Raw genomic sequence first — 19,685 nt, forward strand, 5'->3', positions numbered from 1 at the left:
CCGGCAATATGGATCTCACACCAAGTGAAAAAGGCCAGGAGCTACAAGCACAGGCCAGGGCGTTCGTAAAGGAAAAGGTCATTCCCTTGGAGGGTGAGCTGTTGCTGAAAGCGCATAAAGCGCACTTGAGCCCCAATTGGCAGGAATGGGAAGTGCATCCTAAAATCGAAGCATTGAAAAAAGAGGCGCAGTCTATTGGGCTGTGGAATCTTTTCCTGCCCGATATAGGCATTTCAAATCTGGATTATGCGCCTATTGCAGAAGAGACGGGCAGGTCGCTGCTCGCCCCTGAGCTATTTAATTGCAATGCCCCCGATAGCGGGAATATGGAGGTGCTTTGGAAATATGCCTCCGAAGAACAAAAGGATGCCTGGCTGAAACCTTTGCTCGCTGGCGAGATCCGTTCTGCATTTTGCATGACAGAGCCCTACGTGGCTTCAAGCGATGCGACCAATATGCAGGCCACGATTACTTCCGATGGGGAGGAAGTGGTTTTGAACGGCCGCAAATGGTGGAGTACAGGCATTGGGCACCCCAATTGCAAAGTGCTGATTTTTATGGGGCTGTCAGATCCGGAGGCAGATAGGCACCGCCGGCATTCTATGGTCCTTGTGCCGCTTGCTGCCAAAGGGGTCAAGGTAGAGCGTATGTTGCCTGTTTTCGGCACTTATGACCCGCCCTATGGGCATGGCGAGGTAAGCTTTGATCAGGTGCGATTGCCAAAATCTGCTGTCATTGCAGGTTTGGGGAAAGGTTTTGAAATTGCTCAAGGCCGCCTGGGGCCCGGCAGGGTACACCACTGTATGCGCTTGATCGGAGCTGCTGAGCGCGCGCTCGAAATGATGGTCCGAAGAGGGCTTGAGCGGACCGCCTTTGGCAAGCCCCTGGCCAAGCTTGGGGGCAACCTGGATGTGATCGCAAAGGCGCGCATGCACATCGATATGGCCCGCCTGCTAGTCATGAAAACCGCCTGGCTGCTAGACAATAAAGGCATACGGGGTGCGCTGAGCGAAGTGTCTCAAATCAAAGCCATTGTGCCTGAAATCGCTTGCAAGGTTATTGATGACGCGATACAAATGCACGGGGGCATGGGCTTAAGCCAGGATACGGCCTTGGCGGCTTTGTACAATTACGCCCGGGTCATGCGGCTTGCAGACGGGCCAGACGAGGTGCACCGGGCGCAGGTGGCTTATTACGAACTGAAAAAATTCAAGCCCTAATGTCAAGTACGAGCTTAGATCAAGCAGGGAGGGTAAGGCCTGGCGAGGAATTGGACCCGCAAGCCGTCAAAGACTTCTTAAGTGGCCATGTTTCAGGCCTGGCAGGGCTGCCGAAGATCAAACAGTTCAAAGGCGGTGCTTCCAATCTCACGTATCAAATCGACTTCCCTCATCAATCTTATATCTTGAGGCGGCCGCCAATTGGCAAAAAAGCCAAAGGCGCTCATAATATGCAGCGGGAAAGCGATATCATGAATAAGCTCAGGCCCCACTACCCCTACGTGCCCAGCATCATTGCCTACTGTGACGATGAAGCCCTCTTAGGCGGGGAATTTTATGTCATGGAAAAATTTACGGGCATGATCCCGCGCGCTGATTTTCCTAAAAGCTTGAGCCTGTCCGAACATCAGGTGCACGGCCTCTGCCTGTCCGCAGTGGACAAATTGATAGAACTGCACGAAGTAGACTACCGTGCAGCGGGTTTCGAAAGCTACTACAAAGGAGAGGGCTACGTTGAAAGGCAAGTGGCCGGATGGTCGCATCGGTACCGCCAAGCAAAAACACCTGATGTACCGGATTATGAGTACATCATGGATTGGTTGCAGGCTGAAATGCCTGCGGACCTGAAGCCGTGCATCATCCACAACGATTTCAGGTTCGACAATTTGGTTTTCGGCCCCACAGACGACTTCAGCATCATCGGTGTGCTGGATTGGGAAATGGCCACAGTGGGCGACCCCCTGATGGACCTCGGCGGCAGCTTGGCCTATTGGATAGAGGCTAAAGATGCCTACTGCTGGCGCTTGTTGCGAAGGCAGCCCACTCACTTGAAAGGGATGCTCACGCGCGATGAGCTGGTAGACTATTACTTGTCAAAAAGGGGGCTCTCCGTTGGCAACAAAAAATTCTACTTCGTTTTTGGGCTATTCAGGTTAGCGGCCATCATTCAACAGATTTATTACCGCTATTACCACAAGCAAACGTCCAACCCACAGTTTAAATCATTCGGCATTGCTGCCAACATGCTGGAAACCTATTGCCGCAAATTGATCAAAAGCAAAAGCCATAACCTGAGCCAATACCCTTTGAGCATCTGGGACAATTTGAAGTACTCAACGCAGTTTGCCATGAACACAGCCTTGAAAAAGTAGCTTCCTGGACGGTAAGCCCCTGTTCAAAATGATGGGGCCTGCCCCTGCCAACGGGCAGGTGCCGCTATGCTGCGGGGCTCGCTGTCCGCTCGGCCCTATCGGGCTTCCACCCCTCCGCAGCGCTAGTCCGGCCAGTATAGTGCTGCAAGGCTGATGCACAGCAGCATTAGGAGGCGGCATTTAAGAGAGCGTGTTGGGACTTTAGTAATCGGCCTGTCCCGCTAGGCAGCGGGACACTTTTTTGATTATACTTCGCCCCGAAAACCCTTCCCGCTTTTGTGCATAAAAAGCGGGGCTTGGCTAAACTCCGGTTTTCGACTAGAAGGCCAAAATCCAAATACGCTCTGAGCCAAGCGGTCTATGCCTTGATCAAAAGATCGAGGGTGATGGTAATCTGCTCATCTACTTTGATCAAGCCGCCCATAGGCGCAGGAGGCTGAATGCCAAAATCTTCCATATCAAGGTCGTGGCAAGCTTTGATCTGCCATAACCGTTGCCCTTCCTGCTTCGCCAGTGCATGGAGCTGCACCACTTTTTCTACCCCTCCGATACTGATTTTTACCAGGCTGCTCACAGCCTTCCAGCCATCTTTTGCCGGCAGGAGCCTGGCTTCAAGCGGGGTGATGGTGATGTACGGGTATCTTGGGGCGCCTAGCGCCTCGTAAAGGTCGCGGTTCATCAGCCGGTTCCCACAGTCTAGCGCTCGGACAGGGATGGGCAGCCGGGTGCGAGAAAAGTACAGCGCCTGGTTTTCTTCAATACTCACTTGGTAGGGCAGGGGAGGGAACTGCCCTTCGCACCCGCATTGGAACCCCTTGACGTTAGTCTCTCCTTCAAGAAGCAGGGTACTGCCCGGAAGTATGATCAGCTGCTTGTTTTCAGCCGGGGCATGCAGCCCGGCCACCGCATGGAGGAAGTGGACGAAAAAGATGAGGTATTGCATAGCAGCAGATGTTTAAAGCCCGGCCAGCTTTTGCTGGCCGGGCTGTTTGCAAGGCGGGAATCTGCACGGGGGCATCTAGAAGCCTACAACGGCCTCTACCATCATGCCATTAAAGTTGCCGTCAGAGAGCAGGGAGCCCGGAGCAAAGCCTTTGTAATCCTGATTGACATACTCCAGCTTGAACAGGATGTTCTCAGTGACAAACCAGCCGCCGCCCAGTTGGTAGCGGTTGATGGTGACTTCCTGCCCGCCAGCTTCTTCTGCTGTCATGGTGTTGTAACGGGCGCCCAGGTAGAAGTCCTCATTTTTGCCAATGCGGTAGACCAGGTCGCCAGCCAGTTGTGTCATGCTGCGGGCCTCGGTTTCGAACCAGTTGCGGCCGCTGCCCATCTCGTAAGTGCCGAAGAATTCCAGCCCGCCAAATTTGACGAATGCGTTGCCCATAAATGCAGTCACCTGATCGGTAAACCCAGGGCTGTAACGGCCAGAGGAGAATACGCCGCGGTCGCCTGCGCCAGAGCCGGGAGCTGCCATGACGAGGTAGTAGCGGGAGCCGCCCCGGTCGCCACTGTAAAGGTGGTTTACAGCAGAGCTTGCGGTATAGTAGGCAGAGCCGGTCAGGCGGAGGCGCAGCTGCTCAGAGATCTGGCCATCGTATGCGATTTTACCGATGATAGAAGGGGAGCGCTTGCTGTTTTCGTCTACTTCGCTGGTATTGGCCTCTGTGATGTTGCCATTGATCTCCCCTCCGGTAACGGCCAGCATAGCAGAGAGGTCGCCCTGCTTATAGTAGGCTTCTGCACCGATTTCTGTATTGAAGGCGTCTACGATGTAGTTGCCTACAAAGGGGTTGAACATGGCGTTGCCGTTGTCCGTACGGCGGAAATGGGCATCGCCGTAGTTGATCTCCATATGGCCTACCCGGAGGGTCACCTTGTCCATGATGCCATCCACAAAGTCGCTCTCAAAGAAAGGCAGCTCGTCAAATTGGATGTAGCCGCCTTTTACCCAAGCTTCCGGGTGGTGGCGTGAAGACAGGTACGTGATTAGGTTGAGGCGGATGCCCTTTGCCAGCTGCACATCAATATTGAGGTTGGCGGTGGCCAGGTTGAAGCCAGGCTTGAGGGCATAGAGCTCATTGTCAAAAGCGCCATCACCGTCGAGGTCAACAAGGGTGTTGACATGGTCGAGCGCTTGGAACTGCTGTGCGAAGTTGCCGCCTATGCGCACTTTGAGCCCATCAAAGTCGTAGTCGTTCTTTTTCAGGTACTCAAATTCATTGACGCCTGACTGCCCGTATGGACGGAGGTTGGAGATGGTAGGTTGCTGTGCTGCCAGTGTGGTAGCAAGGAATAGCCCAAGCAAAGGCAGTAGGAAAGAAAGCTGTTTCATGTCTAATGGTTTTTGTTTGTTGCCAGGCGGGCTTCCTGCTCACGAGGCTGCCGGCCTGTAGTTTTCTAGTGGATAAACGTTGGTGATCGTAGTTATTTGCCGATGCCCGCTCCTGAGCCGGACAGGCCGAAGGTGACCTTATAGGAAATGAGGACTTCGTTGCCGGTTTTGAGGGTGCCCATCATGGCAGTCGGAGGCTCAATCCCGAAATCGGTCATTTTGATGGGGTAGGTACCCGAAAAGGTGAAGGTGGCATTTGCCCCGGGCACGCCCTTGGCGCTCAGGCTGACCTTGCGGGCCTGCCCTGCGAGGCGGAGGCTGCCGGTAGCTTGTACCCAATATTTCCCTCCTTCTTTGGTAATGTCGGCCCGCTCAAGCTGAAAGGCTATGTTGGGGTGTTGCTCCGCCATCAGTGCATCCCAAGTCTTGCCATCCATTATCCGCCCTTTAGCGCTCTGTATGCTCTTGACAGGGATGCTGACCTGCAGCTGATCGATGCCAGCTAGTGCGCCTTCTTCCCAATGAAGGGCTGCCGTCGCTTCGGCTTGTGTGACATCAGACACCCAGTCGTGGAGCGAAGAGGTGCCCGAAACCGTCATTTCAAATTGCCGAAGTTCGTATTCCTGGGCTCCGCCTGCCAGGGTGAATAAGGTTAAGGCTAGGGTTAAAATGTTGATCTTCATGGTATTAACCGTTTGGTATGCTGCAAATATAGCCTAGTGAACAACTAGGGTTAGTTGACTTAGATCAAAGGGGAGTGTGACCTTTGTCACTTTCCGGGGCGGCATGGAGGGGAGCAATTTTTGCGGGTTTAGGACAGGGGCCCTTTTTGGCAGGCAATATTTGGGGAAGGTGATAGAATCATGGTATTTTTATTCATTACCTGATTAATTTTCCAAATGCACCCTTAATTCACTGTACAGATGAAGCAATTCAAAATTTTCAGCTGTGTGCTCTTTTTTTTCGCGGCAGCCGCCGCAGTGCATGCACAGCAAGGTTACCAAAACCCACCGGAACCCATTGCCAGCCTGGTAGATGCCCCGCTTGCGCCCGGTCTTAGCCTCAGCCCCGAGCGTACGTGGATGCTGCTCATGGAGCGCCCGGGCTATCCTTCAATACAAGAACTGGCTCAGCCAGAGCTGCGGATCGCTGGCTTGCGCCTAAACCCGGCTACCAATGGGGCAAGCCGGAGCTCAAGCTACACGGGCCTGGAGCTGCGCCATATCGAAAGCGGGCGCACTTTCTCGGTCACAGGGCTACCTGCCGCCCCTCAATTGGAAAACATCTCCTGGTCCCAAGACGGCAAGCATGTCGCTTTTACCCATAGCCGCCCGGATGGGATTGAGCTTTGGGTAGTGGATATCGCCTCAAAGGCTGCGCGCCGCCTTACGGAGTCGGATATCAACGACGCTATGGGCGGCCGGCCCTACTACTGGCTGGGCAATAACGCTATCCTGGCCAAAACGGTCCCGGAAGGCCGGGGCGAAGCGCCTGTTGCGAAAGCAGCCCCGGCCGGGCCTGTAGTGCAGGAGTCTGCAGGTGAGAAAACGACCCTGCGCACCTATCAGGACCTGCTGCAGAACCCTCACGATGAGGACCTCTTCGAGCATTACGCTACCGCAGAACTGCAGCGGATCGATGTATCCACGGGCAAGGCCAAGCCCTTCGCCAAGCCGGGCATGCTGGCTGGGGCATCCCCTTCCCCTGATGGGCAGTACGTCTTGGTTGAAACCATCAGCCGCCCCTTTTCTTACCTTGTGCCTTATTACCGCTTCCCGACCGCTTATGACCTGTACACCGCCGATGGGGCATTCGTCCGGCAGGTGGATCAACAGCCCCTTATCGAGCAGCTGCCGCAAGGCTTCGGGGCTGTGCCCGAAGGCAAGCGCCGCATCTCATGGCGCAGCGATAAGCCTGCTACGCTCTATTGGGTAGAAGCAAGAGATGGGGGCGACCCCAAGCGCGATGCGCCGGTCCGCGATCAGCTCTTTTATTGGGAAGCTCCTTTCAAAGATGGGGCGGAGCAGCCCGGGCCGGAATTTGAGCTGCGCTTCAGCGGCGTGGCATGGGGCGACGATGAATTGGCCATCGCTTACGAATATTGGTGGGCCACCCGTCAGATCAAAACGAGCCGTTTCGCCCCCGCTAAGCCCTCGGAAAAAACGGTGCTTTTTGAGCGTTCTTACCAAGACCGCTACAGCGACCCCGGCAGCTTCGTCACTGAGGACAATGAGTTTGGGCAGCCGGTACTGGCCCGTGGGCAGGGGGGCAGCACTTTGTACCTCACCGGGCAAGGCGCTTCGCCTGAGGGCAACCAGCCTTTTATCCGCTCGTATGACTTAAAGTCTGGCGAAACTCAGGAGCTCTGGCGCTCCGAAGCGCCTTACTATGAGATGGCAGTGGATATCCTGGACTTGGAGAAGGGGCTGGCGATTACCCGCCGGGAGTCCCGGGAGGAGCCGCCGAATTACTACATCCGCAATTGGAATACTGGCAGCCTTAAACCCTTGACCAGCTTTCCACACCCTTATCCAGCTCTGCAGGGCATAGAAAAGGAAGTGGTGCAGTTCAAACGGAAAGACGGGCTAGACCTTCAGGGGGATTTGTATTTGCCGAAAGGCTACGATGAGCAGGCCGACGGGCCACTGCCAGTGCTCATGTGGGCTTACCCCCGAGAGTACAAAAGCAAAGGCGATGCAGGGCAAGTACAAGGCTCTCCTTACGAGTTTGTGCGTTTGTACTGGGGGTCTCCTTTGTATTGGGTGACCCGAGGCTATGCGGTTTTCGACCGGGTGGCCATGCCCATCGTTGGGGAAGAAGGGGAAGAGCCTAACGACTTTTTCCGGGAACAGCTGGTGGGCAATGCAGAAGCTGCAATAGATGTACTGGCGGAGCGCGGCATCGCCGACCGGGAGCGGATTGCTGTCGGCGGGCACTCCTATGGCGCCTTTATGACCGCCAACCTGCTGGCTCATTCCGACTTGTTCGCAGCAGGCATTGCACGCAGCGGGGCATACAACCGGACGCTTACCCCCTTTGGGTTTCAGAGCGAAGAGCGGACTTATTGGGACGCACCGGAAGTGTACTATACGATGTCCCCCTTTATGCATGCCGACAAGGTCAATGAGCCTTTGCTGATGATTCATGGCGAAGCAGACAACAATAGTGGCACCTTCCCGCTACAGAGTGAGCGGATGTACCAGGCGATCAATGGCTTGGGCGGCAAGGCCCGCTTGGTCATGCTTCCCCACGAAAGCCATGGCTACCGCGCCCGGGAATCTATAGGGCATATGCTGTGGGAAATGGATCAATGGCTGGAAACGTATGTGAAAAATAAGGGAGAAGCCCGGCCATAAACCGGTTAGGCAAAAGAGGGGGGGGCAGGCCATTGACAAATGGGCTGCCCCCCTTCTTCTTTAGCGCTCGAAGCTAAGGGACAGGTTGACCTTTGCGCTCAGCCCGATGAACGGCCGCACGAGCAGCGTCTTGCTATCGTCACTATTGCTTTGTTCTAGCAGCGTGGCCCCGATATTGAGGTAGACAAACTGGAAGAGCTTATGGTCGAGGCTGGCATAGATAGGGCGCCCAACGATAGGGCCGGTGAGGGTTTCGTCCTTTGCGTTTTCAAAATCCTGAAGGAACAGCCCAAAGCCCAAATAGGTATTGCTCAGGAACCTAGGGGCAAAAGCGCTGTTGCCAAGCGGAAAAGAAAGGCCAGCGTAGGGCGCTGTGCCATAGTCCAGCTCCTTGTCTAGGTTGCCGCTGAAATAAGCCCCGCCAAAACCGGCATTTACGGCAATGGCGCCCCGTTTTTCTTCCGTGGGGCAGTCCTCAAGGTAACGGCTATCCGCCACTTGGTAAAGGCGCGCTCCAATGATCTGCCGAAGCTCCCCTTCCATCAGCTGCTGCAGGGTCTGCTGCTCTTGTGCTTGCAGGGCGGCAGCTTGGGCTGAGTCTGCTGGCATGCGCAGGCCCTCCATTTTTTCGAGCTGAAGGGCGATGAGCGCAGAGAGGCCCGATTGGCTGGCACTGATGCCAGCTCGGTAGTTGGACAAATCTTGGCGGAGCAGCTCGTTCATGCCCTGCAGCAAGCGTTTGGGCTTTTCTTGCCACTTAAAGCCCCGGTTGGCCGGCTCCCGTTGGCTCTCCAAGAACAGGCCCAGCCGGTTTTGTGTGGTTTTGATCAGCTCCTCCCTTTGTGCAGAGGTTACAGAGCGGAAAAACAGCACTTCAATATCGTATTGGCTTGACGGCCTCAGCTTATAATTGACCGGTAGGCTGTACACGGCGGCCGAGTTATCGAGCGGGCGTTGCCAAACGGCAGTATGCAGCGGAGCCTTCGCGCCGCGCCTGGGCAAGATGTTGAACTCAATGCGGTCGATATAGGTGGGGATGGCACCGCTGAACAATAGATTGACCTCAGCGGGCAGGGCGTCGTTCTCGCTAATGTAGGCGCTTTCAAAGTCTAGGTTCACTTTGGTGAACTGCGCCTGAAGGCTTACACTTCCTAGCAACAAAAAAATGGAGAAAAATCGTAATGTGGTGTTCATAATTTGGGTTTGCGTCTAGTAACATAAGTAAAATGGTTCGCTTGTTGTTCATTCAGACGCTACCCCGGTTGTGGGGTCACGGGTCACCTCAGGAGCTGTAGGTCGCCCGTCCGTCTGAACTGTTGCCCAGCCTGCACATATTGCAGCACCCAATTGTATACGCCCATAGGCATTCGTTCGCCTTTCCGTGCCCCATCCCATCCGAGCCCCGGAGCCTGCGCCTCAAATACGAGCCCTCCCCATCGGTCGTACACTTGCAGCATGTAGCCTTCCACCGGGCATAAGTTTACAGGGAGGAAGAGGTCGTTTCGCCCGTCGTCATTGGGGGAAAATGCGTTGGGGATGTAAAAGCAGTTTTCGCAGCCGATGGGCTGTAGGTCTACGCTGTCAGCTACCACGGCACAGCGGTTCTCGGCTGTGGCAACATAGATGCCAGGGGATTTGGCGGTCAGCTCGGGCAGGGTGCTCCCATCAGACCACCGCAGGCTGGCTTCCGGGCTGGTAGTAGCCAGAAGCTTGACTTCACCGCCAGGGCAGAGCGGCTCTGCCCCTTCTAGAAGGAGCAATGGCCCTGTAAGGCTATCGATTTGGAACAGGGTGTCGAGCTGGCCACACCCATTGGTGATGCTAAGCCCATAGCTGCCCCCACCGGTGAGGGTTATACTGTCGCCTACTGCACCGTTGGACCAGGCGTACTGTAGGGCGCCAGCTGAGAAGGCAGTGGCCGTGCCGGTTTCATCCGGGCACAGTGCGGAAGGGGCAGCCAGCTCAATGGCAGGGTCCTCAATGACGATCAGCTCGAAGCTATCTACGGCCGTGCGGCCGCAAAAGTCGGTAATGGTAGCTACGTACAGCCCGGGCTCCACAGCGCTAATGGCAGGGAGGGTGTCTCCGCTAGACCAGGACCATAAGCCGCTTAGGTTGGTGGCCGCCTGTAAGACAGCAGTGTCCCCACGGCAGATGCTTGCCGGGCCAGAAATGCTTGCCGTAGGGGTATCCGCATTTTGGAAGACCTCAATGGTATCGGCAACAAAACCGCATTCAGAGGATACCGTCAGGCTGTATATCCCAGGAGAAGTAACGGTGAGGGTAGGAGAGGTATCTCCTGTCGACCAGAGGAACTCATCGCCTTGGGTTTGGGGGGCCAGGGTAATCGGGCCGTTATTGCAATTGAGGAGGGTGTCCGGCCCAAGGTCGGCAATCAGCGTTTCTTCGGTATTGAAAATATAGTCCATAAAGTTGGGCAGCCCAAAGAAAGGTACGCTTTCAAAGGGGAAGAGCAGCACATTTTCCGAAAGGGTAGCTTGGGGGGAGTTGGGGCAGTTGATGGCATTGAAACTCACATTCTGCCCGTTGGCGGGGGAATAAGAAAGCCAGTAGAGCTTCCCGTCAGGGGCGAGCTGCATCTGCCCTTGTATGGCAGGGCCGAGGGTGGCAAATATGGTACGGGTAGGCAAGGGGTTGGCAGAAAGCGCATCGTAGCGCACAGCCAAGGCCCCGGAAACTGTGGGCTCGATGACATAAAGGTAGCTGCCGTCAGGAGAGAAGGAGTAGGTATTGGAGTTCAGCGTGCCAGGAAGCACTCTGGGGTTGCTGACATTGCCGTTGCTGCTGTTGAGGTTGTAAAGCACTCCGCCAATGAACATGCGGTTGCGGGCCGGCGAGATCTTTAGCGGGCCAGTGATGGAATCAGAGACTGCCCTGGGCTGCAATACCGGGCCGGTAATGCCGCCCGCGTCTACCCGGTACCGGAAAAAGTCTCCAGTATTGTCATCAACGATATAAATCCAGTAATCAGTGCCGTTGGCATGACGGGTAGCGCTCAGCGTTTCATAGGAAGGCACGTGCAGGCGCTCATCGTCAATGATGGTCCCGCCAAGCCCACCATTAAGGGTGCGGTCGAGCAGGAAGTAAGTCAGCCCGCGGCCCTGTGTCTGCCCGGCAGGCAGGCCATCGGAAGCGTATTCCCGTTCTTCCATAGTGAACAGGTAGTACTGATCGGTATTGGCTGGGTTGGGGATGAAAATGCTGGACTGTGTTGCTCCAAAAGCACCGCCCTTCAGCCCTTCCATATCGTAGAGCACCTCGTGGTTGCGGTTCCAGATGCTGCCCTGAGGGGAGGTGGTGGAAATCCGGCCGCCGCCGTTGGTATAGAACAGCAGGCTGCCATCAACATCACAAATAGAGGCGCAGCCCTCGAAGGTGGTCAGTGCCCCATCGGTAATGGCCTCCGGGCTGCCGGAGGCGAAACTTACCCCGTGCTCTTGGCCAAAGTACCAGATGTTGCCTTCCTGTTGGGCAGACAGGCAAGAGGAGGGCAGGAGGGCCAAAAAGAGTATGGCATAGACAAGGGTTCTCATGGGCACCAGTTTTTAGGCTTCAAACTTACGGCATAGGGGCGGTAAAATGTGTTGTGCAGTTGTCCAAACTTTAATCCCAACCACAATTCAGGCTGATGTGTTGGGAGGGAAGTGTAAGCGGTTGCAGTTCATTCTGATTTAAAAATTGCTCTTTGTTATTCGCAGGAGGAATGAATCTTTCTATTGGCTTAAGTTATCGAATTAACATAACATCACCAGTATATTGTTGTCTATTCCCTAAAGGAAGAAGTACATCTAGCACCCAAACAAATATTCCAGGCGTTAGTTGTTTACCATCTAATGTGCCATTCCAGCCCTCAAACTCAGATAAGGGAAATCCTGTTTTTTGAAAAACTAGTCCTCCCCACCTATTGTAAATACTAAATTCTAAAACTTTTTCGACTTCACAATTACTGAATGGTCTAAAGAAATCATTAACGCCATCGTTATTAGGACTAAATGCATTGGGGACATATATAGATTCACTGTTGTCATAATTTACGGTTACGGTAGCTGTATCAGAACACACAGCTTGGGTGTCAGTGATAATAAGTTGATAGTTATTTGTTTCGGCGGATAGTACTACAGGACTCAAACAGTCCATGCAGCTTAAATTAGTTGCAGGGCTCCATACAAATGCATAATTTCCAGTTCCACCCTGAGTAATTGGAGTAATCGATATTGGTGAACATTCAAATGCCATTTCATTGGGTAGCATGACCTTGATAGGCGGCAGTTCTTCCATCCATATGGATGAAGTGTTTACGCAATCGCCATTGTTTGCGCTCACTAGTAGTTGCCCAGAGCTGATCATGTTGGTTTGGACCACTATACTACTGTTGCTTTTGGCAAGCAGCTCATTTGAAAAGAATACTTCATAAGTAACTGAAGGGGGAGGTGAATCTAGTTCGATTTTTATTTCTTGCCCTTGGCAGAACAGAATAGTATCTGGTAAATGTAGATTGGGGGCGTCGTTTATAGTCAAAGTAAGTTCGGCGGAGTCGGAACAAACACCGTCATGAACAATAACAGTATAAATGCCCCCCAAAGTGGTGGAGTCAACACTTAATAATAATGTATCACCATTTACAAGAAAGCCTTGAGGTCCAAACCACTGGATCGAATCTGGGTTTCCTTCAATTGTAGCTGCTAAAAGGGCGGTATCGTTTATACAAATCGTAGCGGATGGGTTGATATTTACACTAGTATTACTGTTTGAAGCGACTTCAAACATCGGATTGTTTGGATAGATACATTCCTCTTCGGATGTTATTAATTGTAGTACATATGAGCCAGGAGCGAGCCCTTGGATGATTATGGAGTTATCATCAGTTGAGATATTGTATTCAAGTAGTTGTCCTGCCTCATTAAGTATGTTTATTTGGTAGGTGCTACCGGGAGAAATAGTTGGCCAGCTTAAGCTTATTGTACTGTTAAAAGGGGAGAAACATGAACTTGGAGATGTATTTTGAATTAATACATCTGTAGGTGAGCCGCCAATAACTATAAAAGGATTGGGGTCGCCTTGGAGTATTGTTTCTGTGTTATTAGACCTCTGCGTGACTCCAAGAGTAGAGGGAAGTTCCTTTATGAACGCTTGATTTTCATAGTTTCCTGCGGGTAGATTAGATACTGATAAAGTAATGTCTAAAAAATAGGCTTGGTCTGGAGCTAATGTGATTGTTGTTATCTCTAAAATATTTGAGGCAGTTGTGCTAGACACAACTCCTGGTAAATTAGTTGAAACTGAAATTATTTCAGATCCTTCAGGGAAGGTATCAGTTAGAATTAGATTGTTTAAAACTTCTTGGTGGCGAGCCTCTATTGAGAACGAGAATGATATTTGGGGCTCGTCGCATGTTTGAATCTCCTGAGTTGTAGTTTGATCAAAGATAATCCCATATGGGCAAGAGCACCCATCGTTACCAGTTGCCCCAGGTCCTGTACCTATTAGGGTAGCATTACCAGTGTTTTTATCAATATGAACTAAACGATTTTGAGTTAGGTTTGGAAGACCATCTAAAGACCCATAACCGAAAAGGTTTCCGTTCTTACCAAAAAATAGTGCTCCAATATGAATTACAACATCGGATGGTACAAAGCCAATTAGGTCGACTTGTCCAGCCTCAGGTGAATCCAAATCTACGTTAATTCTTAAAAGCGCTCCTTGTGTGGATATCGGTCCAGACCCAGACCCTGGGTAGTTACGTTGAAAGGTGTAAGCGACCCCAGGAATGAATGGGTCAAAGGCAATATCGTCTACTCTGGGAGTGAAAGTGCCAGAATTTCCAGTGCTTTCTCCCCAAAAAAGAGGAATACTTGCAACTTGCTCAAAACCATCTACTACATCAAAAAATAGGAGTGTATTGCTTTGATTCTCTTTGAATGCATAGTACCCTTGAGGTGAACAATCACCTGCTCCTGCAGTAGAAGAGCCTAATCCTGGAACCTGACCTGCTACTTCATAGCTGCCATCGCTAAAAAGTCTGAGGACGTTATTAGATTCCTGTTGAAAAGCATACATGTAGTTGTCAATTCGATTGTAGCCTAATGCGTTGAAGAAAAGTCCTTGATATGTTGCAAGATCAGTGAAATTAATTGTTGAACCTTGAACATCAATCCAGTAACTATAATTTGGGGGTGAGTTGGGGGGATAAAGGGAAATGATCAGTCTATCGTCACAAGGGATCTTTTGCTGGGGATAAATTTCAGAAAGACTTAAGAGTATTAAGAATAATATGTGTATAAATCGCATGTTCACAAGTTTTAGGCTACTCTCAAAATGTAGGATTTTCTGGGTGTTTCCGCTCTTAAAGGTAAATGTTTTTTCAGTTTGAGCTCACACCCTTCCACCATTTTTTTGCCTGCTGCAGGGCATTCAGCGCCAGCTCGTTCACATCTGTCGAGAGGCGGCTGTAGAACATCATGGGCAGGAATACCCCAGCGATAAGGGCTGAGCGGAGCACGATGCTGAGCAGGGGGTGAACAAAACTATCGGGTATGAGCTCGCCCGCGCCGTAAGCTAAGGCTGTGATGCCCAGCGCCCAGGCGTGGGCAAGGGTGAAAGGCTGCATTCTCCATTTCCACCACACAAAAAGCATGCGGGCTGTATTGGCCAGCAGCATAGAGAGCACCGTGGCGAGGGCTGCGCCGGATATACCGATGCGGGGGATGAAGTAAAGGTTGAAGGCTACATTGCATACTGCCAGCAATAGGACCGTAACGAAATTGAACCTATAATAGCGTGAATAGTAAATGATAAGCCCGTTGGTACTGCTCGCCATGTCGACAAGCTTGGCCAGAGCGGTAAGAAAGACCACACTCGCAGCAGCGCTCAGGGATTCGTAGTCTCGCGTCAGGCGGAATAAATCGTCTAGGCTGCCCATGACCAGGGCGGTCAGGAAGAGCCCAACAAGGCTGAGGTTGAGGGAGGTCTTTTGGTAGATCATAAGGACTTCCTCATACTGGTCTGCTTTCAGTGCTTGATTCAGGATTGGGCGTACTATTCCATAAAGTGCTCGTTTAGGGATTTCAATAGAAGCGCCAATGAACTGTGCGATGCCAAAAATGCCAGCTGTGCCCAGCCCCAAAATAGTGGAGATCATGATGAGGTCTATCCGGAAGGCGAGCACATTGCCCACAGAGGAGAAAATACCGTACACGGCATACTCCCCCATTTCACGGATCTTCCTCCAGGTAAAGGTCTGCCAGTCTATGCGCATGGCCACGCCCCCGAGGAGGTACAAGTAGGCCGCTATGCCCGCCACGCCCAAAGCATGATAGACGATAACCCCGAGGGTGAAGCCATCCCTGCCGAGCAGCTGCCAGGCCGAAAGCAGTACCAGTACAGGCAGCGCGAGCTTGAACAAAAGGTTGGAAAAGAGCACCGGCACCACAATCCGATGGTAATTGCTGGTGTATTCTGTGAGGAAGTTGATCTGAGTGGTCAAAAAGGTTAGCGCTAATATGGGGCCGATATAGTTGAAGACAAGCTGCGCATCCATATTCATGCGCTCCAGCGCCCAGATTACCCATTCCTGCCCCCAGGCCCCAAAAGTGAGGAAAATTGGGAAAGCCAGCAAAATGCCCAGTTGCAGCAGCCCGAAAAAGCCTTTGTGTTTGCCGTCAGCTGTCTTGAATTCAGGGAAATAGCGGACCGCCAGGCTGGGGATGCCGCCTGACATGATGGTGGACAAAAGGAAGGCGGTATTGGTCAGGAACAAAGCCAAGCCATAGACCTCTTCGTCCAATGGGTAGATAAACAGACCGCTCAATGCCCCTACCGCTGTAGCCGTATACCCGACGATGCTGTGTTTTATCCCTTGCCGCTTAATGACTCCCATGTAAAGTGATTATCTTGCAAACCTAAGGAGAAAACAGGGGATTTGGTACGTTATAAACTGCCCCTTTCCTGAATGGCCTGTGTAGGGTGGCTGTATCTGTGCCCACTCTTAAAAACAAGCGGGCTAACACAAAAGATTAGCATATATGATCCCTGTCACCAAGCCTTTTTTGCCGCCCGAAGAGGAGTACCTCTCCCTGCTCAGGGGAGTTTGGGAGCGCAATTGGCTGACCAACAACGGCCCTCTAGTCAATGAACTGGAGCTGGCTTTAAAGGAATACCTGGGCTTGAGCCACCTGCTTTTCTTAGGCAACGGCACCATCGCCCTACAATTGGCCATCAAAGCTTTGCAGCTCGACGGGGAGGTCATTACGACCCCGTTCAGCTATGTGGCTACCACAAGCAGCTTGGTTTGGGAAGGCTGCAGCCCTGTCTTTGCAGACATAGACCCGGAGACCCTGAATATTTCCCCCGCAGCCATCGAGGCTTGCATCACTTCGAAGACACAGGCCATCCTTGCTACCCACTGCTATGGCAACCCTTGTGATGTGGAGGCTATCCGCCAAATTGCGGACAAGCATGGCCTGAAGGTCATCTACGATGCGGCCCATTGCTTTGGCACAACCTACAAAGGGGAGAGCATTTTTAAGTGGGGCGATATCAGTACAGTGAGCTTCCATGCCACAAAGCTGTTCCATACCGTAGAGGGGGGGGCAGTCATGTCTAATAGCCCTGAACTGATCCGGCGTATGTCAAGGCTGCGCAACTTCGGCCACGATGGCCCGGAGCAGTTTGATGGGGTAGGGGTGAACGGGAAAAACTCGGAATTCCATGCTGCCATGGGGCTGGCTGTGCTGCCTCATATGGAAGAGGTCGCCCGCAGGCGAAAAGAGCAGGCGCTGATTTATGATGAGTACCTGGGCAAGCTCAACTTGGGCAAGCCCGCCGCCTTGCCGGGGGCGGAGCCCAACGCTGCATACTATCCGCTGGTTTTCCCTTCAGAAGAGGTGCTGCTGAGTGTGGTAGATGAGCTCAACCGGGCCAAAGTATTCCCCCGCCGTTACTTTTTCCCTAGCCTCAATCAGCTGCCTTATATCGAGCAGCAGCCGGCTTGCCCTGTGGCTGAGTCGGTCAGCAGGCGGGTGCTCTGCCTGCCCGTTTACCACAGCCTGACCCGGGAAGAGCAGCGGATGGTCACTCGTCTCATTCTGAGAGCTTGGAGGTATTTAAAAAAATAATAATAATTGTATGCTCTTGATGACCAATTTTAAATTTGAAAGGCTGTTCCAACGGTCCTATGTTTTCTTTACTTCCATTGGTAGAAAGAAGAATGCAGCTTCTAAGGCTAGAGCGTTTTGAGGGGCTCTAACCGGAGAGATTTAGTCCACAGTTAAGAGTGTCTTGGGGCGTAAACCAAAATATCGCTTGCGTTTAAGCTTTTGGGGCTTTAGCTTGGCGTTGGCCTAGCGCTGCGCAGGGGTGTAAGCCCGATAAGGCCGAGCGGATAGCGAGCCCCGTAGCATAGCGGCACCTGCAATCGGGCAGGGGCAGGCCCCTATCCTTGCGGAGGGGCAGGCCAAAAGAGCGACAATCTGGTTTGCGCCCGTGTAGGTTCTATTTCAGAATGGCAAGATTTTTATAAAGCTGTGTGCTAGTATCAGATTTGTGTTTACTGTTTTGGACTAGGAAAATATAGAAAACACCAATAGGCTCTATAGCGGAAGTGTTTCAGTTGGTGTGGGGCTGTTAAATTGAGAGTTGCTAGTAAGACATTATTAACATTGAATCTTTTTTATTGAATTTATCTTTTGAATTATGAATGTGCATTTGGTCAATGACGAAAAGTTCGTCAACCTCTCCGTCAAAAGGTTTGAGCAATACTACCCCGGCAAAAATCTGTTCGTAGTAGGGGTGCCCAAAGGGCATTCGGGGCCATTGCAGCATGTAGCGCCCCATCCCCGTGTTAAGGTCTTGAACTTTAACAGCCGTAATGCAGAGAAGAAGATTTTGGAATGGGCCGGCGGACAAGAAAAGATCAATCTGTTCGTGCACTTTCTCATCCCGAGCAAGGCCCGGGTCGCCCTAAGGCTGCAGGGCAGCGGTAGAAGCGTCAAAACGTATTGGATTTTCTACGGTTTCGGGTTGTATAATTTATTGGAGGAAAGAGGAGATTATGAAGTTTTTGACAACAAAAAGCCCCATTCTTGGCAGAGCGTTACCCTAAATTGGCTAAAAAATGCAGCGCTCTCTCTTTTGCTGAGGTGTAATATGTTCACGGTTTGTGAAGAATTTATTCAAAAACTTGATTATTTTTGTTTTTGGAACCACTACGATTACCAGCTCTTGCTACGGCATTTTGAAACGGATGCCAAGTTCAGGTTCTTTCGATATTACGAAATGCCTCTGCAAAAGGCAAAGCCTCAAGCGCCTAAGTCTAAGGGTACGGTCTTCCTCAATCATTCCGCATCGGCCTCCGGCAATCATGACAGCCTGATCCGTTGGCTCCGCCCTTGGGTAGAAAAAGGGGAAGTCAACAGGGTGGTCGCCCCTCTTAGCTATGGCAGCCCACAGGTGGCAGCGGAAGTTTGCCGGCAGGGGGAGGAAGAGCTGGGCAGCACCTTTGAGCCTTGGCTGGATTTTATGCCCAAAGAGGAGTATTTCAGCGCGCTGAACGAAATCAGCGTGGCCTGGTTCGGGCACAATAGGCAGGAGGGCGCGAGTAATATCTTTTTCTTTTTAGCGAATGGGACTAAAGTGTTTCTGCGCTCCAATAATAACCTATTAAAGCTGTTGAAAGATAAAGGATATTATGTTTTTGAATTAGAAGAGTATGTGGAAAAAGCAGATGCTATGGATGTGATGAGTATGGATGAAATGATGCACAATTATCAATTGGTTAAGCAAGAGTTCTCACAAGTTGCTATAGATAAATCATACCAACAATTGATAGAGAGATAGCTTTTTGATTTTAAGGTGTAAATTTAGTCAGTTAAGTCAATAAATATTTATATGGGCCTCCCCGCTCAAGTATTCCGGTATTTTCGTCATCTTGTTAGCTCGCCTAATCCTGAGGCTCTTTGGGTTTTTGGAATGCAAAAGAGCGGGACATCCGTTATTTCTGCTCTATTGGCAGCTAAAACAGGGAAAAGCCTACAGCTTGATACTAAGTATTTATGGGAACCCTTCAGTAAGATGGTGAAAAACGGTGAATTAAGTGTAGAGGAGCTTGCTAATAAATATAGTTATGATTTTTCAAAAGAAATAATTAAAGAGCCTTCCGCAACGTTTTTTATCAAGCACATTGATTCTTTTTTTGAGCTCAATCAATATGTTTTTATAGTTAGAAATCCTTATGATACAATCCGCAGTATTCTCAATCGGCTTGACTTGGCAGGGGATCAACAAAAAATTGAAGTTGAAGATGTTGTGCCTAGTTGGCGGTATTTGTATCGTGAAATGCAAGGACGAGATTATATCGCTGTAATGGCTAGACGATGGGTGCAGGCAAACTATCAGCCCAGATGGATTGAAAGTGATAGATGCGTACTTGTTAAATATGAAGATTTTAATAAGGAGAAAGAACCATTTATTGAGGATTTAGCCGATGTGTTAGGAATGCCAAAAAAGAAGGATATTAGCCATTTATTAGACAAAGACTTTCAGCCTAGAGGCAATAGCAATGTTGATTTAAAGGTGTTTTTTGGGAAGCGGAATTACGATATTATTA

Annotated in this window: 13 protein-coding genes; 6 read left to right on the plus strand and 7 right to left on the minus strand. The window is 51.4% G+C overall.

The window, feature by feature from the left end; genetic code table 11:
* The first annotated feature begins 8 nt into the window (after positions 1-8).
* Entirely contained in the window at positions 9-1,220 is a 1,212-nt protein-coding gene (locus tag FRY97_RS11605; RefSeq protein WP_147167698.1) for an acyl-CoA dehydrogenase family protein, read from the plus strand.
* Entirely contained in the window at positions 1,220-2,371 is a 1,152-nt protein-coding gene (locus tag FRY97_RS11610) for a phosphotransferase family protein (protein ID WP_147167699.1), read from the plus strand. Before FRY97_RS11605 ends, FRY97_RS11610 begins: the two co-directional genes overlap by 1 nt.
* Positions 2,372-2,729: 358 nt before the next feature.
* Here the strand turns inward: FRY97_RS11610 and FRY97_RS11615 are convergent, their stop codons facing one another.
* The 3 genes from FRY97_RS11615 to FRY97_RS11625 form a co-directional block, all read right to left on the minus strand.
* Positions 2,730-3,314, minus strand: a complete 585-nt coding sequence (locus FRY97_RS11615; RefSeq protein WP_147167700.1) for a YceI family protein — start codon at positions 3,312-3,314, stop codon at positions 2,730-2,732.
* Positions 3,315-3,389: 75 nt separating this feature from the next.
* A complete protein-coding gene (locus tag FRY97_RS11620) occupies positions 3,390-4,706 on the minus strand; it encodes a hypothetical protein (protein WP_147167701.1) in 1,317 nt (438 codons plus the stop codon).
* A gap of 92 nt (positions 4,707-4,798) precedes the next feature.
* Positions 4,799-5,389: a YceI family protein gene (locus FRY97_RS11625; protein WP_147167702.1), complete on the minus strand. Its 591-nt coding sequence runs from the start codon at positions 5,387-5,389 to the stop codon at positions 4,799-4,801.
* 240 nt (positions 5,390-5,629) lie between these two features.
* On the opposite strand from FRY97_RS11625, the gene FRY97_RS11630 reads away from it, so the two are divergent.
* Entirely contained in the window at positions 5,630-8,062 is a 2,433-nt protein-coding gene (locus FRY97_RS11630) for a S9 family peptidase (protein ID WP_147167703.1), read from the plus strand.
* A gap of 60 nt (positions 8,063-8,122) precedes the next feature.
* On the opposite strand, the gene FRY97_RS11635 is transcribed toward FRY97_RS11630, so the two are convergent.
* The 4 genes from FRY97_RS11635 to FRY97_RS11650 form a co-directional block, all read right to left on the minus strand.
* On the minus strand, positions 8,123-9,256 hold the full coding sequence (locus FRY97_RS11635) for a hypothetical protein (RefSeq protein WP_147167704.1): 1,134 nt from the start codon (positions 9,254-9,256) through the stop codon (positions 8,123-8,125).
* An 83-nt stretch (positions 9,257-9,339) separates the two neighbouring features.
* Complete coding sequence (locus FRY97_RS11640; protein WP_147167705.1) at positions 9,340-11,616, minus strand: gliding motility-associated C-terminal domain-containing protein; 2,277 nt, start codon at positions 11,614-11,616, stop codon at positions 9,340-9,342.
* A gap of 193 nt (positions 11,617-11,809) precedes the next feature.
* The gene (locus FRY97_RS11645) at positions 11,810-14,371 is read right to left on the minus strand and encodes a DUF6923 family protein (RefSeq protein ID WP_147167706.1); all 2,562 of its coding nucleotides are present in this window, start codon (positions 14,369-14,371) and stop codon (positions 11,810-11,812) included.
* Positions 14,372-14,444: 73 nt separating this feature from the next.
* Complete coding sequence (locus tag FRY97_RS11650) at positions 14,445-15,959, minus strand: lipopolysaccharide biosynthesis protein (protein WP_147167707.1); 1,515 nt, start codon at positions 15,957-15,959, stop codon at positions 14,445-14,447.
* 145 nt (positions 15,960-16,104) lie between these two features.
* Here FRY97_RS11650 and FRY97_RS11655 point away from each other — a divergent pair, with 145 nt between their 5' ends.
* The 3 genes from FRY97_RS11655 to FRY97_RS11665 form a co-directional block, all read left to right on the plus strand.
* A complete protein-coding gene (locus FRY97_RS11655) occupies positions 16,105-17,196 on the plus strand; it encodes a DegT/DnrJ/EryC1/StrS family aminotransferase (protein WP_147167708.1) in 1,092 nt (363 codons plus the stop codon).
* Positions 17,197-17,773: 577 nt separating this feature from the next.
* Positions 17,774-18,916, plus strand: a complete 1,143-nt coding sequence (locus tag FRY97_RS11660; RefSeq protein ID WP_147167709.1) for a hypothetical protein — start codon at positions 17,774-17,776, stop codon at positions 18,914-18,916.
* Positions 18,917-18,967: 51 nt separating this feature from the next.
* The coding region (locus tag FRY97_RS11665) for a sulfotransferase (RefSeq protein WP_147167710.1) at positions 18,968-19,685 on the plus strand (718 nt) is incomplete at its 3' end.

This window comes from Phaeodactylibacter luteus, assembly GCF_007993045.1.
In the GTDB taxonomy this organism is placed as follows: Bacteria; Bacteroidota; Bacteroidia; order Chitinophagales; family Saprospiraceae; genus Phaeodactylibacter; species Phaeodactylibacter luteus.